Raw genomic sequence first — 24,371 nt, 5'->3', positions numbered from 1 at the left:
GATATCGTCATCGAGTAGCCCCCGTCGCAAGAGCCGACTGCCGCGCTCCAGACTCTAAGCGGGGCAGGAAAACGTGCCACGCCTGCACCCGCGGCGAGAACACGTTGAGGCGATGCAGGCCCAGCAGGTGCAGTACCGCTTGCCGTCGCTCCAGCGGCCAACGACACACGACCAGTTCGGGCAGACAGCCAGTGGTTTGCTCTGGCGCTGCCGCCAGCTGATTTATCTGATCAGCCATGCGGGCGTAGTACACCTGTTCGTAAGGGCGCTGCAACCACGCCATCCGCGCCAACGGTAGTTGCAGCAACAGGAGAATTGCGCAACCCAGCGTCGGTACGTATCGCAACATCACGCGCCGCCACATAGGTTCCAGCGGCCCGGGCATCCGCGTTCCCGCCCACATCAACAACAGCGCAACCAGATTTATCTGATAGAACTCGACATAGCGTTCCTGCCCGAGATAGCCACTGCCGAGGAGGGAGACACGCACCAGGATAATGCCAGCCAACAAGCCATAGGAAAGTAGCATCAGCCCCATGGCAACAAAAGTCGACAGATTCTGCTCACCACGCGACGCACGCCACCAGAACGCAACATGCGCAAGCAGCAGCCACATGACGAATGCCGTCGAAATGCCCCTCCATGCATCCATGGGAATTCCCTTGAAGGGAACACCCCAGGCAACCGATCGTGAAAACGGGATCGCGATCCATTGCCACGCCTCGCCGCTGCGCAGCTCTCCGACCAGCACCATCACTCGTGCCGCCAGTGACATCCCAGGTGTGCCATCCAGCAGGGGTGCAAAGCCGTACGCAATGCGCACCATCCCAGTGCAGGCGGCCATCACAACAACCATTTTCCCGAAATGGCCCCATGACGATCCGGGCGCGCGCCACACCAGCAACGCCAACGCCAGCACGACGGAGATCTCCGCGATCATGGCCACATCATCGGCTAGTGCGCAGAGCAAGAAGGTGGCGATGGTCAACAACGCCAGGCTGCGCCTGCGCAAGGCACGCCAAACCACCAGATAGAACAGCAGCACAGGCACGAACGTGACATACCCGAGCGCCGCCATCGGCCATGTCCAGATCCCAGATGCGTTCAGCGAGAGCAGGACGGCCGTCAGCGTGGCCCAGGCAACGAAGCGATGCGTGCCCTGCTCATTATCACCATGTGTCGTCGTCGTCACTCGATGCAATATCAAGACGAGTACACATGCAGCCAACAGCCCCATCATCGATCCGACTGAACAGTCGAGATCGAACCAGCGCCACTCAGCCAGCTCTATCAGCTTCAGCAACGGCTGCGCATGGTCATCCACGTAACGTCGTGTGAAGAAGTCCGCCAGACCGAGATGCCCCTCCACCGCCTTGCGCACGAATACATCGAGGGAATACCACGCATCGGAACGCAGGACAGGATTGGCCGTATGCCACACAAACAAACATGCATTGAGTAAGGCAGCGCAAGCCACTCCCCACGCAAGAACGTGGATCAGGAACTCACGTGCTCGCTCCGAAGGAAGCTGCATTCCTTTCGTCATCGCAAATCCTCTTTCGCTACTTGCTCGCAGAGCTGCAGCAGTCGCCGCGCCAACACGGACCATCCGTACTCCGCAACACCGCTATCGTCACGTGACAGCTCGGCGCATCGTTGCCCCGGCGACTCCACCAGCGTACGCAGAAATGTTTGCAGGTTGATACGGTCGTTGCGGCACACCCAACCGCGTCCCCAGCTGCGAATCAGCACGTTGGCCGGGTCGTCGTCGACCGAATAGCAATGCAGGATCGGCTTGCCGCTGCCGAGGTATTCGAACAGTTTGCCTGGCGTCTGTGCTGCCAGCGCATTGCCGATATTCACCAGCACGTCGCATTGCTGCTGCAGTTCAAGTACCCGCGCGTGCGGCTGCTCGCCAAGAAAGACGATGCGGCCGCCGCTGCGATCTGCAAGAGCGAGGCATTCCGGCGCCACTTCGGGCGCCGCCACTGTCAGCTGCACGCGCGGCTGCGCCAGTACTGCTTCCAGCAACGCCAGCGGGCTGCGGAACGGATAGAACCGCCCCGTGTAAAGCAGGTGCCATTGGCCGTCGCGCGCAAAACTGTCGGGATTCGGATTCCAGGCGCAGCGCGCAGCGCGTTCGTCGAAACCCTGAGTCAGCACGGATACCTTGTCGGGGTCGATGCCGTGACGTGCGATCAGCAATTCACGCGTCTGCGCCGTCGTTACGCTGACCGCTGCGGCCTTGACGCAGACCTGCGCCTCCAGCCGGCCAGCGCGCCGACGCCAACGCCTAGGTGTGTAGGGCGCCAGAACCGGGTCGCCCAGATCCGCAAGCCAGGCGGCAGTGCTGTTGGCCGCATCGATGCCGAGTTCGAGACTCACTGCCGGCTCGTGCGAACTGATCACAATGTCCGGTCGGAGCTGCGCCATGAGCGACGACAGGGCTGCTCGCGCCGGCTTGCGCCATTGCCCGCGGCTGTCGGGATAACACCACAGGCCAATCAACACATCCAACCGCTGGTATAGACGTCCTTTCCAGTTCAGCGACGGAGTCGACGATGCAACGACTTCCGCATTGGCGGGCGTCAAAGGCCCCGCGACCGCGCTCGACGAACGCCTGCGGCGACGCTCAAGCAAACCGGCAAGGCCACCCGCGGCACAGCGATGAACTGTCACGCCTGGCGGCACTGCCAGCGCGGCGCAGGAAGCTGGCAGCTGAGGTGCGAGTACATGTACGTCGACGCCCAATGCGACCAGTTCGCGCGTGAGGTAATGCCAGCGGATCGCCTGCGGCGACGCGAGTGGCGGATAGTCATAGGCGATCAGCAGAATTCGCATCATCGACACCTAACAGACGGGCACAAGGGAGTTCCGATCGCACGCAGCAGCATGCATCCCTCAACCACCAACGGCAGCTTGAGGTGCACCGGCAAGGTTGTTCATACCCGCATTTCCCGATGCACCCGGATAGGTCCGTAATAGATTCATTGATGCGCCCATTCGTTCGTAGGCCGTGCGCGAAAACCATGCATTGTGCCACGAGCATCCGAACCAGACCGGCGTGTCGTCGTTGCGACGGATCAATGTCTTCCGTAGACGAACACCCGAGCTGGCGGCAGGTTGCACCACGCGAATCCGGCCGACATGCAGCGCAAGTCCATTTGCCTGCACACGTCTTCGTCCAAAGGGCTGCGCAGGCCGTAGGTGTACTGAACGAATACTCCGCCCGGTCGCAGGACCGCGAAGGCAGCGGTCAGGATGTCCCGCTGCAGCTTCTTCGGCATCGACAACAGGCCGAGGCTGCTGAGTACGCCATCCACTTCGCCGCAGGCGAACGCACCGCTCTTGGCGACCAGTTCCGGCAGGTGGCATGCATCGCCATGCGCCAGATGCATCCGCGGGAAGCGCCGGGCAAGCACGTCGTGCAGCACTGGGTTCATCTCCACGGCTAACAGCTGCTGCGGCAGGACGCCGTGCCGCACGAGCGCCTGGGTGATCGCACCGGTGCCCGCGCCAAGTTCCACGATGTGATGAGCGCCTCTCGGCAGCGCAGTGGCCATTAGCCTCCCCAGTTGCCGGCCGGACGGTGCGACCGACGCCATGCTGCGTGGGTGCTTGAGCCACTGGCGGAAGAACGTGAGCCATTGCATGCGCGACGGCATGGCCAGTTCGGATTCGGCGCTACCCATGATGACTCCTCCAATTGCTCCGTCCAGGCGATTCGCGAAATGCGACAAATCGCAAGAAACTGTGTCATATAATTTAAATGCCCTCGTCACGACATGCTGAATCGGACCGGGTCATGTCAGCTCCACATCTGCGGGGCCGGTCGGACGAGAGCAGGAAATGCAGACAAAATGCCGGCATCTTGCGCGCTTCGGCAACCTTCGGACGGATCCATGAAACTTCGCCTTCCATTCTCCATCGGCCACTTGCTCTCGTGGTCGTGCACCACTGCCGCGTTTCTTCTTGCGATAACCATAGTGGCTTGTCGCGAACCTGCGCCGCAGGAAAAAATTTTCATCCTCACCCTTTTGCTGTGTTCGGCAGGCACTCTGCTGTTCGCGTTCGCGAGGCCGGCCACAGCAGTGCTGGTGAGCAGCAGCCTGCTCCTGCTGCTGAAATTCGTTTCGGCGACCAAGTTGCGCTATCTCGAATCGCCGCTGATGCCTGCGGATTTCGTCTATTTCGCGCACACCAGTCTCGTGGAGACGCTGGAACACTACCCACACCTGCTGCGACTGGGCGTGGCGGCGTGCGTGCTCGCTCCGCTGTTGCTGGTACTGGTGTGGAACACCGACCACCGCCTGTTCCCAAGCCTGCGTGGCGGACAACAGGCCGGCGTCCGCGCAGCAGGTGCCACAGCGTGCGTACTGGCGTTCTGGATCTGCCTGCTGCCGCACGGTCCCTTCAAGGCGATCTATGACAAGGGGTTGTGGAGCAAGCTCTCAGACCGGGCCTATCTGACAAACTTCTTCATCACGATCCACGACTCGACGATCTGCATGCCGGCGATGGCAAGCACTGCGGAGGCCGAGCAAGGCTGGGCAGCCACTGCGGTACCGGATGCCATCACCGACGGCCCGCACCAATCCCCACCCTGACATCGTGCAGGTGCTGGAGGAAAGCACCTTCGACCCTTCGATCTTCACCGGATGCGACATCCCGCAGTGCCGCATGCCGATGTTCGAGTCGGACACGCGCACGCGTGGACACGGTCTGTTGCGCACGCACACTTTCGGCGGAGGCACCTGGGTCAGTGAATTCGCCGTGCTGACCGGCATGCCGCAGGACATCTTCGGCCCTGCCGGCATGTATGCCCCGTATGTGTTGGCACCGCGCACCCACGACACGCTGCCTATGCTGTTGCGCCGACTCGGCTATCTCACCGTGGCGATCTACCCTGTCGGCGGCAACTTCCTCAATGCACGCAATGCCTACCAGTCGTACGGCTTCGACCAGTTCTACGACATCCACGACCTCGGCCTGCAGATGTGGCACGCCAGCGATGCGCAGCTGTTCGATGCGACCAAGCGTGTCTACGACAAGGTGCGCAAACCGGGCCAGCCCGTCTTCATCATGGTGCTGACAATGGAGCAGCACGGCCCGCACGACACCAAGCCGCTGTCGTCGCTGCCGGCTCCGTTCAACCGGAATCCCATCCGCGGCCTTCCTGCCGATCAGGCACTGAACCTGGGCACCTACCTGTCGAAGTTGCGCGACTCCGACGAGGGCATGCACCAGTTGGAGCACGACTTCCTCGATCGCCAGGAACCTACAGTGCTGATGCACTTCGGCGACCACCAGCCATCGTTCAGTGGCTTGATACGGGAGATGCAACGCGTGCTGCCATCTGGAGTGGAACCGTACAAGCACAACCTCACGTATTACATGGTCAAGAGCAATTTTACCGGACCGGCACTGCCCAGCTACCCCATGCTCGACATCGCCTACCTCCCCAGCATGGTGCTACAGGCGGCAGGGCTTCCCGAAGACCCCTATTTCTCTGCGCTGCGCAGCCTTCGCGATCGCTGCGACGGGCGGTACGGGGACTGCGCGGACAAGCCGCTCCTCGCTTCCTACTACGCGTGGATCTTCGGCCAGTTGCACGAACTCAAGTAAGCCAAGGGGGCTGCATGTACCGATTGCTTTTCGTCACACTCGGCACGCTGGTCATGGCCGGCTGCGGCCAGCCCAAGCTCAGCGCAACACCGTCCTCACTCAGAGGTTGCGGTGGCGCTACCCGTCCGAGCAGCGTCAGCGTGAGCTGGAGCGCTTACAAAGCCACCCAGGGCAAACCGATCAGGCTGTGGGCGCACAACCCGGACGCGTTCGGCAACGATCAGGTCACGCTATGGATGGAGCAGGGACCCGTTGGCACGGCCTCAACCGGCAGATGGGTCGTGCCGGGCACACGGATCACCCTGACCGACGCCAGCGGCATGCGCACGCTCGCCGAGATCCGTATCGGGCGCCTGGCCTGCAAGAGCTAGCCCGATCGCTGGCGAGCTACATCGCATTCGCCATCATCATCCGCACCCGGATCGCCGGCGGCAGCGACAAGCTCAGCGACGGCCGTCCGCCTGACTACGCCTGGTACAGCGTGCAACGTCGCCACGCAGCTTCCACGCCCGTTCAGTACAAACGACGCGCCATCCGAGTTTCTCTCGGCCGACCCGGATCGCCAGGAGCTTCCAGATACGCCGCCACGGCTCACGGCAATCCCGTCCGTGTGTACCCAAAGATCATTCTTTCCGTGCGACACCGGGCTGTGGCTGATCCTGGGATGGGACACTACCGCAGTCCCCCGCTGCATCCAGCTTCCGCCGGCAGGCCACTTCCAGTTGTGCCGCATTGAACAGCACCTGGCCGTACTTGACACCATCCTGGTAGTGATTCTGTGCCCAGGCCTGCCGGGCAACCGAATCGAACGCAAGGTAGCCGTCCTCGGGCAGACCTATCGTATCGAACAGCAGGGCCGGCAGATCGTATGAACTGAGATCCAGCTTGCGCGGCGCCAATGGCCGATTCGACACCAGCATATAACGGGTGTGCTCCTGGACTTCCAAGCCGTCATCGTCAAAGTGTAAATCCGCAAACGCGCTCGGAAGTGCGGGCAGGTGATCGCCATAGAACATCAGCACGGTCCAACGTGGTCGCGCGAGCAAGCGCTTCGCGAAATCACCGAGCGCGGCATCACCGTTGACCAAATGGGAGAGGTAGTAAACCATCTCCTCGGTGCCGGCCGCCGACAGGCTCTTGGGCAGCGGGCGCCGGCCCAGCACGTTGGCGAGCATGCCCACGTCGAAATCCCACGGACCGTGGTTCTCCATCGTGATTGCCATCGCGTAGTGCGGTCCGGAGCCGCCGTCGTCGAGATGGGCCAGCACGTAATCGAACAAGGCCCGATCGGAGATGTACTCTCCGGCGCGCTCGGCGCCAGCGAAGGCCTGTCGATAATAGGCATGCTGGAACCCCAATTCGGGCATCGTCTGCCGACGATTCCAGAAACTGCCACTGAACGGATGGTACAGCGTGGTCGAATAGCCAAGAGCCGCCAACCTTCGCGGCACCGCCGGCATCCATCCGCCAACCAGCCCGTAGTACGGATACACGACGGACGGAAACGCCTGCATAGGGTAACCGGTCAGAGTCTCGAACTCCGTACGGATGGTGCCTCCGCCGTAGGTGGGAGTAGTCAGATTGCCGGTGATACCCGTGGCCGCGAGCTGCTCGAAATTGGGCACGAACACCCCGTAGTCCATGTCCTTCAGGACACCGGGATCGAAGAACGCTTCGCTCTGCACCACCACGATGTCCGGCAAATCGGCGGGCGGTTGGCGCGTCATGCGCGCCTTCAGGTCCGCAATGTGACGTGCGGCGAAATCGCGCACGAGCAACTCGTCAGCCTTCGGTATCGTCGTGTCCGCCTCTTGCGACATTCGCACAAGACCGGCCATGAAACCGACATGTTGCACGCTGTCGATCGGATCCCAGAGCTGAAAATCGGGCAATGCCTCGTCCGCATATGCCTCGCGCCAGGGACCGATGCCACGGTACAAGGTGCCGAGGAGCAGCAGCGACAGCACAATCCACGACGCACGAGCCACCCAGTGCGGCCGCCGCCAACGTCCCTCCAATCGCCAGATCGCCCACAACACTGCCATGGCCGCCAACAGCGCCAGCAACAACAGCACGAGACGGTGACCGGTGTAATGCGCGAAGAAACCCATGTTGTGCAGCACCTGATGCCAGAGCACCAGATCGCCAGGCAGCAGGGGCTCGTCCAAATTGAGCTCCTTGATCGCATTCACCTCGAACACGAGACGCGCGATGCCGCCGCCCAGCAAGAGTGCCATCAGCGCACGGCCGCTCAGGCCGTAGATCAGCAGCATGACCAGGAAAACCGGCAGAGCGTTGCGCCAGAGCAACGCGGGTTCGAAGGTCCAACGCAGCGCAAGATCCAGCCACCACACCAGTGCCACGCTTGCCAACGCCATGACAACGATCGGTGCCGTGACGGCAACAATTCTCCACGCCCGCGCTGCGCGAGCCCCTCGCCGCCATAATGTCATCTGCGCCCCCGCGCCGAATCGTTTCAGCGAGCTTACAGGAGAGCAGACCTCAAGTGCTCGCGATCGGCCACGAATGAAGGTTCCACACCTGCGGAGTCGTCAGGCACTTCCGGCGTCTGCGCACAAGGCATCACGCAACACGTCGACGATGCGTCGCGCCGCGTAGCCGTCGCCGTAGGGCGAAACTCCGCGCGCCATCGCGCGATAAGCCGCCTCGTTCTCAAGCAGTTGCGAAGCCTCCGCCACGATGCATGCCTCGTCGGTGCCGACTAGTCGCACTACACCTTCGTCCACTGCTTCCGGACGCTCGGTTTCCGTGCGCAGCACCAACACCGGCTTGCCCAGCGCCGGCGCCTCCTCCTGCACACCGCCGGAGTCGGTAAGGATCAGGTACGCACGCTTTTGTATCTCCACGAACGGCGCATAGTCGAGCGGCTGGCAGAGACGGATACGCGAATGATTGCCGAGCAGCTCGTGCGCCGTAGCACGCACGTTCGGATTCGGATGTACCGGATAGACCACTTCGATGTCCGGATAAAGATCCACTAGCTGCCGAATCGCGCGGCATACAGCACGGAAGGGCTCGCCGAAGTTCTCGCGCCTGTGCGCAGTGACCAGCACCAGCCGCTTGCTAGCATCCAGTGGAATGTCCAGCGGCCACTCAGTCGCTGCAACTTCCAGCAGCGCGTCGATCACCGTGTTGCCGGTCACATGTATTGCTGCGTCGGAGATGCCCTCGCGCAACAGGTTCTGCCGCGACCGCTGGGTTGGCACGAAGTGCCAGCGCGCCAGGTGCCCGGCCACCAACCGGTTCATCTCCTCCGGGAACGGATTGTCCAGGTCGTGGGTTCGCAATCCTGCTTCCACGTGCCCGAACGGGATGCGGCGATAGAACGCCACCAGCGCCGCCGTCATCACCGTCGTGGTGTCGCCCTGCGCCAGCACCACGTCTGGTGCCAACTCGCCGAACTTCTCGTCTAGCGCCATGACCAGCCGCGCCGTGAGTTCGGGCAGTGCCTGGTTTGGCCGCATGATGTCCAGATCCACATCCGGCACGATGTCGAACAGCGCAAGCACTTGATCCAGCAGATCGCGATGCTGCGCCGTGGCCAGCACCGTCACCCGCGCCCACGGCTCACGCTTCAGCGCCTTGATCAGCGGCGCCATCTTGATGCCCTCGGGGCGTGTACCGACGATGCAAAGGATGTGCTTAGGCTCTTTCATGACGCTCCATTTAAATTCTCCCCGAGCGATGCAAAGTCAACGCAGTACGCGAAATGGCAACGCCCGTTCAAGCCGACAGGTCAATGCGGATTGTAAAGTAGGCAACGTGCCCAGACGATATCGAATATGACCTTAATGGGCACGCCGCATCCAAGCTGGCGCCAGATGCGGACCTTGCTCGTCATGCTGAACTCGCGAACAGTGCAACGAACACCGGCGCTAGCAGCGGGAATATATCCAAGACCGGAGCAGTCACCCTAAAATCCGACGAGCGCTTGCAAAATTCATAAAAGATGCACGCCAAACAAACAAGCAATCACCCAACCGCGCAGCATTTAGACGCCAAAATGGGAATGGCTTATTCAATAGCTTACAAAAACAGCGGCGCGCAACCCAGCTTAATGACCGACAATCATTAAAACAGTATTGCTCTGCTGCATTTTCTGATTTACGAAGCCACGCAAAAATATGCGTTTTTTTCCGACATTCAACAAGGAAGCAGGCAGAATCGCGGTGACGGTACTGGACTGGATCGACACGGTGGTATCCAAATAATGGCCAGCAAAGAGCACCTTAGCTCCAGCCGGCGGCGGAGAGGAAAGTTTCAGCCACAACGCCGAATCAACTCCTGATTTATTATCGCCTCCGCTGCGTGCAGGAATTTCCTTGGGTCCGAAGTCTACAATGCGCGCCGCCATCATCGTGGTCGGCAACAGATTGACCCGAAAAGTAAGCCATGACAGACCAAGGCATATCACGAGCAGCGCAGCCTGACAGCGAAAACTGACCACCCAATGCTTGCCGGAAGAAAAGCTGGCGCGCAATTCGGAAATTGAGCTGCGCCGCTGAGTGATGTCCTTGCCCATGTCCATGCATGGTTTTTCGATATATTTCCAACTGAGCAGCGCGGCGCCAAAAGCGACAAACAGAGCAGCCAGCGCAACCACATTTGCGCTCGCAGCCGGATACGCAATTTTGACCAGTTGCTCGCTTGGCCAACCGTAGATATACATACCGTAACTCGGATCAGTGCGCGGATGAAGGAGTTTGCGCAACCAAGGCAACTGTCCCCAATAGAGCATTAGCCATATGACGAACGCATACAAAGCAATAGCATTCAGCAACGCCACAGAGCCCGATAAGCACAAGGCAAAAATAAGCACCCCACCTTGTGCCAAATTGATACGGATTTGATCGGCGCAAGCATAAACCAGCATGCCAGCGATGAATAAAAACACCATGGCGAACGCGTCATCGGGCACACGCCACAAAGCGAGAACCGGCCTGCCAACTACTATCATGAGGCTCAAGAGGGCAAACGCTGAAATCCGGAAATAGTTTTTGCTCCGCACCAACCCGGCAAAACCAAGCAGTCCGAGCATGACATACATCTTAAGCTCGCTTGGCAATGTATGGATGGAACCATTGATGGTCTGAACCGGGTTGTTCAGAAGGACGCCCGGGATTGACCATTGCAAATGAATCAGCGTACCTGTCTTAAGAATGTAGTCGTATGTGTCGGGAATCGCCAGGGACTTCCAGAAGTCCCAACCACAGGAAGCCGCCGCAAGTACGACAACACATACCACTGTGCAAGTGAACAAGCCCGGGAAAATGCGCATGAAGCGCTTGACCGAAAAATCAATCAAGCTGGCATCTTTGGATAGGCTTTGTGAAACGAACAGGCCGCTTAGGAAAAAGAAGCACTGTACCGCGAGCCCCCCGAGATCGGTAATCGGCTGCAGGTGGCTGCTCAGAACGTCTGGCGCGGAAGATCCCGCCAAATAACTCGCATGAAAAAAAATAACTGCCGCCGCCAGCGCGAAACGTATCAAATTGTAGTTATTGTCATGCGTAGCTATGCTTTCAAGCACCGTTCCATTATTCGAGAAAAGTACCCTGCGCATGCGGCCAGGCAATTGCTGAAAAAAGGATGGCCTGATGCAGTCCACCGCATTCATTGCTTGGCCTGAAAAAATGGATACGACAGGTACGACAACGCTTTAAACTCGCGCCGCCCACGTGTCACGGTGTCAAGAATTAGCCCCGCCACAAAGCTGAGCGTGCCCAACAGCATGATGCCAGTTGCGAGAATAGCGGTCGGGAAACGCGGCACGAGACCCGTATGAAGATATTCGTCAACCACGGGAAGCCCCAAAGCGAGCGAAACCAGAACCAGCATCGACGCGATCGCACCGAAGAAGCTGAGTGGCCGCTCATGTTTGAAGAGCTGCATGATCAGCCAGAGGATTCGAATGCCGTCTCGATAAGTATTGAGCTTGCTCGCTGACCCGGATGGCCTGCCGCCGTAAGCCCCAGGAATGTGCCCAACTGGCATGGCAAGCTCTAATGCATGTACGGTCAGCTCGGTTTCAATACCAAATCCAATCGATGAAGCCGGGAAGGATTTTACGTAACGACGCGAAAACACCTTGTAACCAGAGAGCATATCCTGCACGCGGTCGCCAAAAACGAAGCGCACGGCGCCGGTTAGCATGACATTGCCGAGCCGGTGCCCTGCACGGTACGCCTCGTGCTCGGTCTCCTGACGCACGCAATTGACCAGATCTAGGCGCTCCTCGATCGCCATTTTCAACATGACTGGGGCAATCGTGGCGTCATAAGTCATGTCGCCATCCACCATCACATAGAAATCCGCCTCTATATCCCGGAACATCCGCCTTACCACGGCCCCCTTTCCCTGTTGCGGCTCACGCCGCACGATGGCGCCTGCTGCCAACGCGCGCCCATACGTATCGTCTTGGGAGTTGTTGTCGTATACGTAGACAGCGGCATCCGGAAGTACTTTTTGGAAGGCCGCCACCACGTCTTTTACGGTGGCTTCTTCGTTGTAGCACGGGATAAGAACTGCGACGCGGATCGATTCCATATTGAATACCCGAAAGTTGTGAGGATCTGCCGCATGCGGGGGATCATTGCTTCGCATTATTGGAAGCAGACATCCCAGCCATTTGACCCTCAAGCATGTAGAAGGCGATGTTGCCATCGCGCTGATGGAAACCACGTTCGGTGATGGAGGATATGCCCGACTTCATCATCGCATCCGTGTATTTAGCGGCGTCACCCTGACTCCAAAACACCAGGCGGAACTGCTTACGTTCCGGGAACTGCTTGGCGGCATTGCCCAGCGTGGATGGCGCTGCATCCATTACATATGGGACGCTGTTTTCAGTCAGTAACGCAAACGAAGTATAGAATCCCCAATCTGGGAAGACGTAGATGGCGTCCTTGCCATCTTCATACGCCTCTTCGGCCATCGCGGTGAGTGCGCTCGAAGACCTCCCGACGCCGCCGGTCTTTTGCAGCATGTGCATGTAGCCCTGCTGCTGTGCCAGGTTGGCACCTGAAACCACAACGAGTACAGCCAAGGCCAAGCCTTTGTGCCATCGCCCCTCCTTGTCCACGTGTTGCAGCGCCCCGGCTAGCAACACGACCAGGAGAAGATAGAGCAACGGAATCATCACCGAGAAGTGATGCGGCCCCAGGCGCCCACCGAACGCCACTGCCGCAACCCCTATAAATGAAACCGGAAGCCATGCGAGCTGCGTAGCGTTTGCAGTTTCGCGCCGCCGCGCGAAGCCATAGAACCAAACACCAATTAACACGGCAATCACGCCCACGAACAAGTGCGGCTTAAATGTCCCCCAGGTATTCGGAATGGAGTGCTCGAACGCCATGATGGTGTTCTCATTGTCGGACATGGCCATCTGCGCGAATTGCACGACTGCCTGTGCCCGGTCGATCAACGTGCTGGCCTGTTCGACGGGATGTAAATTCGTTACCGCATTTGACATGCCTGCCCTGAACTCAGCGAAGCCTCCAAATGCCTGAAGCATGTGCAAGTAGCCAAAAATGTAGGGCAAAAGCCCAATCACCACGCCCGCACACCATATCAGCACACTTCTTGCCTTGGCTCGCGTTCGCGAAATCACCATCCCCAAGACGGCCGGATAGAAAAACAACATGACAAAATAGCCATAAGCCGCCAATCCACCGAATACCCCAGATGCAAAGACACCGCGCCGACTTGGCTCAGCCTCACGACCTGGAACAAGCAACAACAACGAGACGCACAACCATGCAAAGCCGCCCAAGACGATATAGTTTTGGTTGCGGAACGAACCAATGAAGGCAATATCTGTTGCCAGGCACAACCCGCATACCAAGGCCCACGCATTAGAACGAGTGAAACGCCTTGCCAAAGCCGTGCACGCCACAACGATGACGCATCCAAGAAGCATCTGCGCCAATCGTATGTTTACTACTGAAGTACCAAAAATGCGTAGAAAAAACCGCGCCAGATAGTAATTTTGCACCCCATGATAATAATTTCCAAGCAGAATAATCCCCTCCCCCCCTGGCAACAGGGCACGAAAATTATTCAGATGAGGATGCAAGGCATGGGCAGCCAGATAATCCGGATTGACTGAATCCATGTACAGCCCCGGCAAATCGAGATGCCGCAACCCACAGACAAGAAAGACGATCATCGCCGTCAGGCCGGGGTTATCCAGCCACACGCCAAGGCGTCGTTTTATTGCCTGAGCTCCCTGCGCCAGCATTATGCACACCCCGCCGTACAGATTTTTTCTCGCATTTTCATTGTGACCTGATCAATCGCGGCCAATCACTTTCACATGCATCCGAGCATACCAAAGGCAAAAAACCTCCATCTTTCCCGATCGAATGTCGAAGCTTTTTTGCATCGCAACCCTCCCTCTGAGGTCACCACCACGCAGCTACGTCGCCGGCAGCAAAGGCATCCTGTACGTCACTCACGAAGCCTGCCTATCACGATACTTATGAGGCGACCATGCGCCCCACTTTGCCTCGTAGATCGCCTTGTTCCGCTCGAACAAGGTCTGCCGCTGCTCCAGCTTCAGCTTGTTGAACGACGCGGACAGGTGATGGTGCACAAACACGTCATCGGCGCAGGCGATGCCCCAGCCGGCCTGCTCCACACGGCGGCAGTAGTCATCGTCTTCAAAGAAGCCGATGCCGAACGCCTCGTCCAGCGGCCCCACCTTTTCGTACACGGCGCGCGGCACCATCACGCAGAAGAAGGCAGCGGTGCGCAGCGGCGTCAGCAGCCCCGCGTGGCGCGTTGTGTAGTCCGCCGCAGCATGCAACATACCGTCCATGTCGTCGTAACTGATCTCGATGCGGGCTTCGTTGCCGATGTTGTTGGTCACCGGGCCGATCATGCCGAGTCCTTTCGTCCGTCCCAGATGCGCCACCAACGTGGCGATCCAGCCGGGCGTCACGTGCGTGTCGTTGTTGAGCAGTACCAGGTAATCGCCATCCGCCACAGCCAGGCCCTGGTTGTTGGCAGCGGCAAAGCCGCGATTGTCGAGATTGAGGATCAGGCGCCGGTCCTTGCCGGCAGCGGCCCATGCCGCCAGGTAGTCGGGCGTGCCATCGCTGGAAGCGTTGTCGACCACGATCACTTCGAGGTTGGTGTAGTCGCTGTACTGCTCCAGGCTGCTCAGGCAGGCCTTGGTGAGATCGAGATTGTTGTAGGTGACCACGATCACACTGACCCTCGCTTCGGGCAATGCATCGATGCCCCGCATCAGGTCGTGCGCGCGATGCGCCCAGGTTTGCTCGGCGGAGAAGCGCTGACGTCGCGCGGTAATTTCCGGATCGGGCGTAACCCGCAAGGCCTCGTCCACCGCGGCGAGGAATGCGGCATGATCGTCTCCTGCGCGCACCAGGTCGCCGAACTGACTGATCTCAGGCAACGCGATCGACACCACTTCCTTCCCGGCGCTCAGGTACTCGTAGACCTTCACCGGGTTCGTGGCGAGCGTGAGCGGAATCACCTGAAACGGCAGAAGGCACACATCAAAGCCATGCAGGTAGTACGGCAACTCCGCGTAGGGCACCTCGCCGGTGAACTCCACATTGGCCAAGTGCCGCACCCGCTGCTGCGCGCCAGCGGTGTCGGCGCCAACTACTAGCACCAGGCAATCAGCGTGACGTTGCGCCACTTTCTCCAATAGGTCGAGATCGAACCATTCGGCGATCGCACCGTAGTAACCGATCACTTTGCGCCCCTGCTTGTCGCGGAAGACGTGCGCCGGCGGCGCGGCGAAATGCTCGTACTGACAGGCATTGCGCACCATCAGGCATTGCGGGTTGTATTTGCCCGCTTCCGCGTACAGCCAATCCGAGGTGACCACCAACAAATCGGCGGTTCGCATCAGCTCGTTTTCGCGCCCCAGCACGTCCGGGCTGTTGTCGGCGAAGCCGCCGTGATGGTCCATGCAGTCGTAGGCAAGCCGCTTGTTGGGCAGGATGCGAGCCGTCTCCAGCCAATAAGGGTGCTGCACCAGCGACAAGCACGCTTGGCTGTGCGTCCACGCCAGCAACTGGCCGATGCCGGCGCGCAACTGCTGTTGCGCATCGGGAGTGGGGACGGCGTGGTAAATCGCCGGACACCCCCTCAGATGCAATCGAATGCGGAACAGCCGTCCAGTGTCGTCGAGCGATTCGACCGCAAAACCGGGCTCATCGCGATCGATGAACTCGTTGGAGATGTAAAACACACGATGGCCTGCATAAGCCATTTCGCGCGACAGGTGTTGTGGACGCTGTATGCGGAAGTGCCAGTCGATCACGGCCCACACGAACACGTCGCGGCGATCGTCTGATGGCGGTGCCAGCCACGCGGCAGGTTGCACCGGCAGCGCGGCGAAGGCAGAAGGCTCGCTCGACGCCACCTCCGATTGGGACGCACGGGCACGCCTCAACTGTCGCCGCAACTGTTCACGGTCGGCATCACCCATGCGGCCGCCGCCGCGCAATATGCGCAAGACGAAGCGCAGTGGGCGTGTCCAACGCCAGGAGCGACTGCTCTTAATCAGCTCCAATTCGTCGCGCACCTGCTCCAGTACGCGAATGCGGGCATTGCGCTTCGCGAGCTCGCCGCGAACCTCGATTAGCGTCGCTCGCGTGCGCTCCAGCTCCTGCTTCGCCTGCGTCGCTTCCCCGTGGGCCGCGGCGCTTTCAGCGAACAGGCGCCTCGCTTCAACTCGGTAGGCTTCCATACCTCGCTCGGCCTCAGCCAGCCTGGCCTTCAGGTGATCAAGGCCGGACTTGGGTCGCAGCTCCGTCATCAATGGCCGCGCGAATTCGAAGCGAGCCATCAGTGCATCCAGACGCGCCTCGAAGCTGCTCCAATCGCCCACACGCTCCATCACGGCCACGCCGTTCGCATAGACATGCAGCATGGGCTCACGCCAAGCGGCGGGGAGCAGAGGCTCCGTTATCGGAGAATGCTGATGCCGCAGATCGTGTCGCAAACAGGCGTCAGCCTCGCCCGCGCAATCGGACGAAGGTACCGGCCAAGCCACACCGAGGTCGTCCGCGATCCGAGCCACGCAGGCACGCCAGTCACCCAGCATGGCGCCATAATCGGTGATGCAGCGGCATGCATCTCTCGATGCGCGCTCCGGCTCGGCGAGATGCCGCAACCAAATCAACGAAGCCGCTGCCGCAGACAAGTCGTTGCGCCGCATCAGCGAGCCCACCACTTCACCCGGATGGCGCATCGCGAAGATCAGCTTCGGCTCGATATTCAGTCGCGCCAGCGTTTCCAGCCATATCGGCAATAGGCGGCAGAGACGTGGGTCCTTGACGGCCCAGATCGGCGTGTCGCCGAACTCGGCCACGATCAGCACCGCCAACTCATCGAACAAGCCGGCCGCCCGCACCTGATCGATCCAGCCCGCGCGCAATTCGCGAGGGTCGTCCCAACTCGAGCCGAGCGCAGCCAGTACCCGCTCATGGAACTCCACCACCTTGCGGTTCTCCCAGAAGCCCGCCTCGTTGTCGAAAGCGCCCTCTAGCAAATCGGAACCAAGCGCGACCCCATGCAGATTGATCAGCCGCGTCAGCGCAGAGGTGCCACTGCGATGCATGCCTATGACCAGCAGGGCCTGCCGGCGGCCATGTTGTCCCTTGGTCATGCCTGCACCTTGCAGAAATCCATCACGGCTGCCTCCGACGTCACGCAGAAATCGACAAATCCTGTAGCAAGACGCTCGGGTTGCGGCATCACACGGAACATCGCCGCATCGATCAGGCGATCGACGTAGGTCTCCTCCTCTGCGATCCGCGCCAGCACACCGGCGTTGAGAAAATAGGTCCCAGAGTCCAATAGGCAGCGGAAACGGAAGCGTGCCTCGATAGTCTGCCCAGCCTCCACCAGCGGGATTGAACCCTGTGGCAGGCTGGTGGCACCGCCGCCAAGTTCCAGCCCAGTCAAGGTCTTGATCAGCATGCCGCAACGCACCGAGGCCGCCGGTTCCAAAAACTCCACGCGGTAAACGTAAACGTAATCGTCTCCGGCGCACAGGACATTGACCTTGCGCCCCTGCGGCGTCTCGATGTGGGGCACGGTAATCCGTGCGCCACGCGTGTCATAACGCATCGTGCTTTTCGGCACGAGGCCTTCGTCGAACCAGCCCTGCGCATCCGAATCCGCTGCAGCAACCGGCGGCCTTCCCTCTATACCCACCGAAGCCACCAGACGAACGTCCTCGCGATCGGCCTCGGACATCTCCGGCATCTCGACGGGCTGCTGCACATCCTCGCGTTCGGCGCGGATCGCTTCGCGTACGGCATCGGCACGATCCGCTGGCACGTACAGCATCTTGTGGTATCGCGACACCACGAACTTGGGTGAACCGCTCGAAAGCAACTCACCCCGATCCAGCAACACCGCGCGGTCGCACAACTGTGTGACGATGCCTGCCGAATGGGAAACGAACAATACGGTTGCACCCTCGTCTCGGATGCGGTTGATGCGTGCGAAGCACTTGCGCTGGAACGCCTCGTCGCCCACCGACAAAGCTTCATCAACCACCAGGATGTCCGGCGTCACGTTGATCGCCACGGCAAACGCCAGGCGCACATACATGCCGCTCGAATAGCACTTGACCGGCTGATCCATGAACTCGCCGATATCCGCGAATGCGGCGATCTCGTCGAAACGCTGTTCAACCTGCTGCCGCGTAAGTCCAAGCACGGTGCCATACAGCAACACGTTCTCGCGCCCGGTGAATTCGGGATTGAATCCGGCCCCCAGTTCCAGTAAGGCGGCAATGCGTCCACTGACCTGCACTTTGCCGGCGGACGGCTCCAACGTGCCGCAGATGATCTGCAGCAAGGTGGATTTGCCCGAGCCGTTGCGCCCGACGATACCCAGGGTCTCTCCCTTGCCGATCGTGAGATCGATGTCCCTCAACGCGCGGAACTCACGGTACCAACGTTGCTTGGCCGAGCGCGGAGAAAACATCTGATAAAGCCGATGCATCGGCTTGTCGTAGACGGGAAATGATTTGCTGAGCCGCTCGACGTGAATGGCAGCTTCAGATGACATCGGCGAACCCCCGTCGGGTAAGACGAAATACCGAGTACCCCAGATAAAGCACGATCAAGGCGCACAACGTGTAAATGCCCAATCCGATCCAGTCGGGATAGTGTCCCCACAACGCCACTTCGCGCGCCTGGTCGATGATGAAACTCAACGGATTCATGAATAGCAACCAGCGGTATTGCGGCGGCAGCGCCGTGATCGGAAACATTGCCGTGGACAGAAACAGCATGGCGGTCGCCAGCACACCGGTAATCTGGCTGATGTCGCGCAGATAAACCCCCAGAGCCGCCAGCAACCAGGACACGCCCAAGGTCAGCAACACCAGCGGCAACATCACCACCGGGAGCAGGACGGTTGTCCACGCCATCGTATGGTCAAGCACCAAGTGCAGCACCAGGAACACCAGAAAATTCATGAAAGTATGAAAGAGCGCCGACATAACCATCGGCCACGGCAGAATTTCCAGCGGGAAAATCACCCGCTTGACGAAATTGGCGTTGCCAGTAATCAAGTGCGGCGATCGGTTGAGGCATTCTGCGAAGAAACCATGCACGATCAGGCCGATGAACAGGATGATCGAATAGTGGGCATGGCCGCTATCCGTTTGCGGCCAGCGCGACTTCATCACGAAGCCGAAAGCGAACGAATAGACCATCAGCATCAGGAACGGACTAATCAACGACCACAGCAAACCAAAACTGGCACCACGGTAACGACCCAGCACATCGCGCTTGGCCAACTCCAACGTCAGCGACCGGTGAGCAACGAGTGCATTGAACGGCCCGGATGCGGATCGGCCTGACACGGCAGCAGCGGGAAGATTCAATTCGGTAACCTCATTCCCTTGTTCGGGACGCCCGCGGTCAAGCAAGCGCTGCCGTCAATTCTTCGCGCAGATCGCGAATATCCTCCACGCCGACGCTGAGTCGCACCAGCCCGTCACTGATACCCAGCCGCTTGCGGTTGGCCGGCGGCACCGAGGCATGGGTCATGATGGCCGGATGCTCGATCAGGCTTTCCACGCCGCCGAGCGACTCGGCCAGTGCGAACAGCTCGCAACGCTCCAGCATGCGGCGCGCCTTTTTCAGGCCACCCTTTACCTCGATGGTGACGATGCCGCCGAAGCCCTGCATCTGACGCTTCGCCAGCGAGCGTTGCGGGTGGCTCCTCAGGCCCGGGTAGATCACCCGCTCCACCGCAGGATGCTTCTCCAGCCAACCGGCCAGCTCCAACGCGCTCGCACAATGTGCCTGCATGCGCAGGTGCAGCGTCTTCAGACCGCGCATGGCTAGGAAGGCATCGAACGGGCCAGCGACCGCACCCACCGAGTTCTGCAGGAAACCCATCTGCTCAGCCAGTTCCCTGCTCTTGGCCACCACGATGCCACCCACCATGTCGGAATGGCCATTCAGGTACTTGGTGGCCGAGTGCAGCACCAGGTCTGCGCCGTATTCCAGCGGACGCTGCACCATCGGCGAACAGAACGTGTTGTCGACCACCAGAATCAAACCATGCTTCTTCGCGAAAGCCGCGACCTTGGCCAGGTCGACCAGCTTCAGCATCGGGTTGGTAGGAGTCTCCGCCCAGATCATCCGCGTGTTCGGCTTCAACGCCGCTTTCAACGCAGACATGTCGTTCAAATCGACGAAACTGAAATCCAGTCCCGCCGAACGCCGACGCACCCGCTCGAACAAGCGATAGCTGCCGCCATAAAGGTCGTCCATCGCGATCACGTGACTGCCGGAATCCAGCAGATCCAGCGTGGTGGCCGCTGCCGCCAGGCCCGAGGCAAACGCGAAACCGGCTACGCCACCTTCCAGGTCCGCAACGCAACGCTCATAAGCCATGCGCGTAGGATTTTGCGTGCGCGAATACTCGTACCCTTTGTGCTTGCCGGGACTCTCCTGCACGTAGGTGGAGGTTGCGTAGATCGGCGTCATGATCGCGCCGGTCGAGGGATCGGGATGCTGGCCCGCGTGGATCGCGCGCGTTCCGAGTCCGTGGCTGGCGACAGGCGTCTTCTTGGACATGACAAGCAACCGTGCTGAGCGACAACTGCCTGTAACCGGCTGCCGCGTGAAAGGATCGTGCATTGTACCTGCGTGACTGACATTTGCCTTAACCAAGCCCGGCATTCGGCTCGAGTACCGCACGCCGGCGTATATGAGTCGCAGGGAGAGCATGCAAAAATGAGGCTTTGTCGCCACGTGGATCACCGCACTCATGCAAACCCTCCTCGTCACTGGCGGCGCCGGCTTCATTGGCGCGAACTTCGTACTGCAGGCGGTGACCGATGGTCTACGCATCGTCAACCTGGACAAGCTCACGTACGCCGGCAACCTGGACACCCTGAAAGCGCTTGAGGGCAACGGGCGCCACTTGTTCGTGCAAGGCGACATCGGCGACCGTGCCCTGGTGGCAAAGCTGCTTGCCGAACACAAGCCCGACGCTATCGTGAACTTCGCCGCCGAATCCCACGTGGACCGCTCCATCGACGGCCCCGCCGAATTCGTCCAGACCAACGTGGTGGGCACACTGGGCCTGCTGGAATGCGCCCGCGACTACTGGCGCGGCCTGGAAGGCGCTGCACGCGAAAACTTCCGCTTCCTGCACGTCTCCACCGACGAGGTGTACGGCTCGCTGGGCGAAACCGGCATGTTCACCGAAACCACGCCGTACGCGCCGAATTCGCCCTACTCCGCATCGAAGGCTGCCTCGGACCATCTGGTGCGCGCCTTCCACCACACATACGGCCTGCCCACGCTCACGACCAATTGCTCGAACAACTACGGGCCGTACCAGTTCCCCGAGAAGCTCATCCCGCTGGTGACCGCCAAGGCCTTGGCCGGCGAGCCGCTGCCGGTATACGGCGACGGCCTCAACATCCGCGACTGGCTGTTCGTCGGCGACCACTGCAGCGCTATCCGGCGTGTGCTGGAAGCCGGCCGCCTCGGCGAGACTTACAACGTGGGCGGCAACGCCGAACGCACCAACATCACGGTGGTGAAGACGATCTGCGTCCTGCTCGACCAGCACCGCCCCTTGGCGGACGGCCGCGCCCGCGAGTCGCTGATCACCTACGTGAAGGACCGCCCCGGCCACGACCGCCGCTATGCCATCGACTCCTCCAAGCTGCAGCGCGAGCTGGGCTGGAGACCTTCGGAGACTTTCGAAAGCGGCATCGCCACCACGGTGGACTGGTACCTCGCCAACCAGCCGTGGGTGCAGCGCGTGCTGGACGGCAGCTATCGCATGGAGAGGTTGGGCGCATGAGTACGACGAATACACGCAAGGGCATCATCCTCGCCGGTGGTTCCGGCACTCGCCTGCATCCGATCACCCGCGCCGTAAGCAAACAGCTGCTGCCGGTGTACGACAAGCCGATGATCTACTATCCGCTGGCCACGCTGATGCTGGCCGGCATCCGCGAGATCCTGGTGATCAACACCCCGCACGAGCAGGCGATGTTCCAGCGCCTGCTCGGCGATGGTTCGCAGTGGGGCCTTGACATTCGCTATGCCGCACAGCCTTCGCCCGACGGACTGGCGCAGGCATTTACCATAGGCCGCGACTTCATCGCCGGCCAGCCCAGTTGCCTGGTGCTGGGCGACAACATCTTCTATGGGCATGGCTTCACCGAACGCCTGAAGCGCGCCGCAACTCGCGAGCACGGGGCCACCGTATTCGGCTACTGGGTGAAGGATGCGGAGCGCTACGGCGTAGCCGAGTTCGACACCAGCGGCAAAGTAATCGGGCTGGAAGAAAAACCTGCGAAGCCCAAGTCGCACTATGCCGTCACCGGCCTGTATTTCTATGACGCCCGCGTTTGCGACTATGCCGCATCGCTGAAACCATCACCGCGCGGCGAACTGGAAATCACCGACCTCAACCGCTGCTACCTCGACGACGGCTCGCTGCATCTGGAGCAGCTCGGCCGAGGCTTCGCGTGGCTGGATACCGGCACGCACGAATCGCTGATGGAGGCCGGCAACTACATCGAGACGATCGAGAACCGCCAAGGCCTCAAGGTCTGCTGCCCCGAGGAAATCGCCTACCTCAACGGCTGGATCGACGCTGCACAACTGCTGGAGCTGGCCGCCCCCCTGGCCAAGACCGGCTACGGCCAGTATCTGCAACAAGTCGCAAAGGAGGGCGTGGCCCGATGAAGGTAATCGAGACGCGCCTGCCCGGTGCCGTAGTGATCGAACCGCAGGTATTCGGCGACGCCCGCGGCTTCTTCTACGAGAGCTACAACGAGGCCAAGTACCGCGAAGCCGGCGTCGATCGCCGCTTCGTGCAATCCAACGTGTCACGCTCCGCTCGCGGCGTGTTGCGCGGCCTGCATTACCAGTGGCCGAACCCGCAAGGCAAGCTGGTCAGCGTGCTGGAAGGTGAGGTGTACGACGTGGCAGTGGACATCCGTCACGGCTCGCCTACCTTCGGCCAGTGGGTTGGCGCGATGTTGACTGCGGAGAACCACCGCCACTTCTGGATACCGGAGGGCTTCGCGCACGGCTTCTGCGTACTTTCGGAGTTCGCCACCTTTGCCTACCAGTGCACGGCGCAGTACGACGCCAAGGCTGACGCCGGCGTCCGCTGGAACGACGCGGCCATCGGCATCGACTGGCCGATCAGCGAACCACTGCTGTCCGACAAGGACAGCAAGGCACCGCTGCTGGCCGACGTGGCCGTCGAGCGACTGCCGACATACATGGCATGAAGACCCTGCTGCTCGGCGCCAACGGCCAGCTCGGCCGCAGCCTCATCGAGGACGGCGGCCTCGCCGCGCGCGGTGAACTGGTCGCAGCCAGTCGCGACGGTCGGCGCTACGACAACCTCCATATCGAAACCGCCGACCTTTCCGCGCCTGACAGCCTGTCCGACCTGCTCAACCGCGTGCGCCCCGACGTGATCGTCAACGCCGCCGCTTACACAGCCGTGGATCGCGCCGAGCAGGAAGAAGCGCTGGCCACCCGCGTCAATGGCGAAGCAGTCGGCGCACTTGGCCGGTGGGCTGCTGCACACGGCACGCTGGTGATCCATTACTCCACCGACTACGTGTTCGACGGCACAGCCACCGCACCCTATCCTGTCGATGCACCCACCGCTCCGCTCGGCGCCTACGGCCGCAGCAAGCTGGCGGGCGAGCGGGCGCTGCGCGACAGTGGCGCAACGCATTTCATCTTCCGTACTGCATGGGTGTACGCGCCGCACGGCCACAATTTTCTGCGCACCATGTTGCGCGTGGGCGCCGAGCGCGACGAGCTGCGCGTGGTGGCCGATCAGTTGGGCGCACCTACCAGCACCGCGCTGATCGTGGCCGGCACACTGGCCGCACTGGATGCGTGGCAAACCGCGGACGCCGGGCAACGTCGCGCCGTTGTCGGCACGCACCATCTCGTCGCCAGCGGCCATACCAGCTGGCATGGCTTCGCTGGCGCGATTTTCGCCGGCGCCGTGGAACGTGGCCTGATCGCGCGTGCCCCGCACGTGGCTGCCATCGATACCTCCGACTATCCCACGCCAGCGCAACGACCTGCCTGGTCGGTGCTGGACAACGCCGGGTTTCAACGGAGCTTCGGCTATGCTCTCGGCGATTGGCAAACCGGCTTGAACGACGTGCTGGATGCGCTTTCGCGCCAGCGCGCCTGAGACATCCAGCAACC

At 60.7% G+C, this 24,371-nt stretch carries 19 protein-coding genes; 7 read left to right on the top strand and 12 right to left on the bottom strand.

The window, feature by feature from the left end:
* Window positions 1-7: 7 nt before the first annotated feature.
* From ISP25_RS17165 to ISP25_RS17155, 3 genes are all read right to left on the bottom strand, one after another.
* Window positions 8-1,546: a hypothetical protein gene (locus ISP25_RS17165; protein ID WP_404615604.1), complete on the bottom strand. Its 1,539-nt coding sequence runs from the start codon at window positions 1,544-1,546 to the stop codon at window positions 8-10.
* Entirely contained in the window at window positions 1,543-2,841 is a 1,299-nt protein-coding gene (locus tag ISP25_RS17160) for a glycosyltransferase (protein WP_404615603.1), read from the bottom strand. Before ISP25_RS17160 ends, ISP25_RS17165 begins: the two co-directional genes overlap by 4 nt.
* A 242-nt stretch (window positions 2,842-3,083) precedes the next feature.
* Window positions 3,084-3,665, bottom strand: coding sequence for a class I SAM-dependent methyltransferase (locus ISP25_RS17155; protein WP_404615601.1), 582 nt, complete (start codon window positions 3,663-3,665; stop codon window positions 3,084-3,086).
* A gap of 237 nt (window positions 3,666-3,902) precedes the next feature.
* On the opposite strand from ISP25_RS17155, the gene ISP25_RS17150 reads away from it, so the two are divergent.
* The 3 genes from ISP25_RS17150 to ISP25_RS17140 are packed head-to-tail and all read left to right on the top strand — an operon-like array spanning window position 3,903 to window position 5,996.
* A complete protein-coding gene (locus ISP25_RS17150; RefSeq protein WP_404615599.1) occupies window positions 3,903-4,607 on the top strand; it encodes a hypothetical protein in 705 nt (234 codons plus the stop codon).
* Window positions 4,570-5,625 (top strand): LTA synthase family protein, encoded by a 1,056-nt coding sequence (locus tag ISP25_RS17145; protein ID WP_404615598.1) that lies wholly within the window; start codon window positions 4,570-4,572, stop codon window positions 5,623-5,625. Before ISP25_RS17150 ends, ISP25_RS17145 begins: the two co-directional genes overlap by 38 nt.
* Before the next feature lie 14 nt (window positions 5,626-5,639).
* On the top strand, window positions 5,640-5,996 hold the full coding sequence (locus ISP25_RS17140; protein WP_404615597.1) for a hypothetical protein: 357 nt from the start codon (window positions 5,640-5,642) through the stop codon (window positions 5,994-5,996).
* Between the two features lie 252 nt (window positions 5,997-6,248).
* Here ISP25_RS17140 and ISP25_RS17135 read toward each other — a convergent pair whose 3' ends face one another.
* From ISP25_RS17135 to ISP25_RS17095, 9 genes are all read right to left on the bottom strand, one after another.
* A complete protein-coding gene (locus tag ISP25_RS17135; RefSeq protein WP_404615595.1) occupies window positions 6,249-8,003 on the bottom strand; it encodes an LTA synthase family protein in 1,755 nt (584 codons plus the stop codon).
* 174 nt (window positions 8,004-8,177) lie between these two features.
* Window positions 8,178-9,302 (bottom strand): non-hydrolyzing UDP-N-acetylglucosamine 2-epimerase, encoded by a 1,125-nt coding sequence (gene wecB / locus ISP25_RS17130; RefSeq protein WP_404615593.1) that lies wholly within the window; start codon window positions 9,300-9,302, stop codon window positions 8,178-8,180.
* Between the two features lie 398 nt (window positions 9,303-9,700).
* Entirely contained in the window at window positions 9,701-11,263 is a 1,563-nt protein-coding gene (locus tag ISP25_RS17125; protein ID WP_404615591.1) for an acyltransferase family protein, read from the bottom strand.
* Entirely contained in the window at window positions 11,260-12,192 is a 933-nt protein-coding gene (locus ISP25_RS17120) for a glycosyltransferase family 2 protein (protein WP_404615590.1), read from the bottom strand. Before ISP25_RS17120 ends, ISP25_RS17125 begins: the two co-directional genes overlap by 4 nt.
* Before the next feature lie 43 nt (window positions 12,193-12,235).
* Window positions 12,236-13,885, bottom strand: a complete 1,650-nt coding sequence (locus ISP25_RS17115) for a glycosyltransferase family 39 protein (RefSeq protein WP_404615588.1) — start codon at window positions 13,883-13,885, stop codon at window positions 12,236-12,238.
* Window positions 13,886-14,098: 213 nt separating this feature from the next.
* Complete coding sequence (locus ISP25_RS17110) at window positions 14,099-15,448, bottom strand: glycosyltransferase (protein ID WP_404616337.1); 1,350 nt, start codon at window positions 15,446-15,448, stop codon at window positions 14,099-14,101.
* Window positions 15,449-17,289: 1,841 nt separating this feature from the next.
* Window positions 17,290-18,708 carry an ABC transporter ATP-binding protein gene (locus ISP25_RS17105; RefSeq protein WP_404615587.1) on the bottom strand — a complete coding sequence of 473 codons (1,419 nt, stop codon included), beginning with the start codon at window positions 18,706-18,708 and terminating at the stop codon, window positions 17,290-17,292.
* A complete protein-coding gene (locus ISP25_RS17100; RefSeq protein WP_404615585.1) occupies window positions 18,698-19,531 on the bottom strand; it encodes an ABC transporter permease in 834 nt (277 codons plus the stop codon). The genes ISP25_RS17105 and ISP25_RS17100 overlap by 11 nt, the downstream gene beginning before the upstream one ends.
* A gap of 37 nt (window positions 19,532-19,568) precedes the next feature.
* Window positions 19,569-20,735, bottom strand: a complete 1,167-nt coding sequence (locus ISP25_RS17095) for a trans-sulfuration enzyme family protein (protein WP_404615583.1) — start codon at window positions 20,733-20,735, stop codon at window positions 19,569-19,571.
* 193 nt (window positions 20,736-20,928) lie between these two features.
* Here ISP25_RS17095 and rfbB point away from each other — a divergent pair, with 193 nt between their 5' ends.
* Genes rfbB through rfbD form a run of 4 tightly spaced genes read left to right on the top strand, consistent with a single transcriptional unit; the run spans window position 20,929 to window position 24,357 of the window.
* The gene (rfbB, locus tag ISP25_RS17090; protein WP_404615581.1) at window positions 20,929-21,978 is read left to right on the top strand and encodes a dTDP-glucose 4,6-dehydratase; all 1,050 of its coding nucleotides are present in this window, start codon (window positions 20,929-20,931) and stop codon (window positions 21,976-21,978) included.
* Window positions 21,975-22,871, top strand: coding sequence for a glucose-1-phosphate thymidylyltransferase RfbA (gene rfbA / locus ISP25_RS17085; protein ID WP_404615579.1), 897 nt, complete (start codon window positions 21,975-21,977; stop codon window positions 22,869-22,871). The genes rfbB and rfbA overlap by 4 nt, the downstream gene beginning before the upstream one ends.
* The gene (gene rfbC, locus ISP25_RS17080) at window positions 22,868-23,425 is read left to right on the top strand and encodes a dTDP-4-dehydrorhamnose 3,5-epimerase (RefSeq protein WP_404615577.1); all 558 of its coding nucleotides are present in this window, start codon (window positions 22,868-22,870) and stop codon (window positions 23,423-23,425) included. Before rfbA ends, rfbC begins: the two co-directional genes overlap by 4 nt.
* On the top strand, window positions 23,422-24,357 hold the full coding sequence (gene rfbD / locus ISP25_RS17075; RefSeq protein WP_404615575.1) for a dTDP-4-dehydrorhamnose reductase: 936 nt from the start codon (window positions 23,422-23,424) through the stop codon (window positions 24,355-24,357). The genes rfbC and rfbD overlap by 4 nt, the downstream gene beginning before the upstream one ends.
* The last annotated feature ends 14 nt before the right edge of the window (window positions 24,358-24,371 follow it).

Source organism: Rhodanobacter hydrolyticus, from assembly GCF_044904645.1.
Note: the sequence above shows the minus strand (reverse complement) of the source record. Positions and strands in the feature narration are given on the sequence as shown.

Bases quoted from the DNA above. Each gene is read 5' to 3' on its own strand.
- ISP25_RS17165 (WP_404615604.1), bottom strand. From the start codon at position 1,546: ATGACGAAAGGAATGCAGCTTCCTTCGGAGCGAGCACGTGAGTTCCTG.
- ISP25_RS17160 (WP_404615603.1), bottom strand. From the start codon at position 2,841: ATGCGAATTCTGCTGATCGCCTATGACTATCCGCCACTCGCGTCGCCG.
- ISP25_RS17155 (WP_404615601.1), bottom strand. From the start codon at position 3,665: ATGCCGTCGCGCATGCAATGGCTCACGTTCTTCCGCCAGTGGCTCAAG.
- ISP25_RS17150 (WP_404615599.1), top strand. From the start codon at position 3,903: ATGAAACTTCGCCTTCCATTCTCCATCGGCCACTTGCTCTCGTGGTCG.
- ISP25_RS17145 (WP_404615598.1), top strand. From the start codon at position 4,570: ATGCCATCACCGACGGCCCGCACCAATCCCCACCCTGACATCGTGCAG.
- ISP25_RS17140 (WP_404615597.1), top strand. From the start codon at position 5,640: ATGTACCGATTGCTTTTCGTCACACTCGGCACGCTGGTCATGGCCGGC.
- ISP25_RS17135 (WP_404615595.1), bottom strand. From the start codon at position 8,003: ATGGCGTTGGCAAGCGTGGCACTGGTGTGGTGGCTGGATCTTGCGCTG.
- wecB (WP_404615593.1), bottom strand. From the start codon at position 9,302: ATGAAAGAGCCTAAGCACATCCTTTGCATCGTCGGTACACGCCCCGAG.
- ISP25_RS17125 (WP_404615591.1), bottom strand. From the start codon at position 11,263: ATGAATGCGGTGGACTGCATCAGGCCATCCTTTTTTCAGCAATTGCCT.
- ISP25_RS17120 (WP_404615590.1), bottom strand. From the start codon at position 12,192: ATGGAATCGATCCGCGTCGCAGTTCTTATCCCGTGCTACAACGAAGAA.
- ISP25_RS17115 (WP_404615588.1), bottom strand. From the start codon at position 13,885: ATGCTGGCGCAGGGAGCTCAGGCAATAAAACGACGCCTTGGCGTGTGG.
- ISP25_RS17110 (WP_404616337.1), bottom strand. From the start codon at position 15,448: ATGGTGCGCAATGCCTGTCAGTACGAGCATTTCGCCGCGCCGCCGGCG.
- ISP25_RS17105 (WP_404615587.1), bottom strand. From the start codon at position 18,708: ATGTCATCTGAAGCTGCCATTCACGTCGAGCGGCTCAGCAAATCATTT.
- ISP25_RS17095 (WP_404615583.1), bottom strand. From the start codon at position 20,735: ATGTCCAAGAAGACGCCTGTCGCCAGCCACGGACTCGGAACGCGCGCG.
- rfbB (WP_404615581.1), top strand. From the start codon at position 20,929: ATGCAAACCCTCCTCGTCACTGGCGGCGCCGGCTTCATTGGCGCGAAC.
- rfbA (WP_404615579.1), top strand. From the start codon at position 21,975: ATGAGTACGACGAATACACGCAAGGGCATCATCCTCGCCGGTGGTTCC.
- rfbC (WP_404615577.1), top strand. From the start codon at position 22,868: ATGAAGGTAATCGAGACGCGCCTGCCCGGTGCCGTAGTGATCGAACCG.
- rfbD (WP_404615575.1), top strand. From the start codon at position 23,422: ATGAAGACCCTGCTGCTCGGCGCCAACGGCCAGCTCGGCCGCAGCCTC.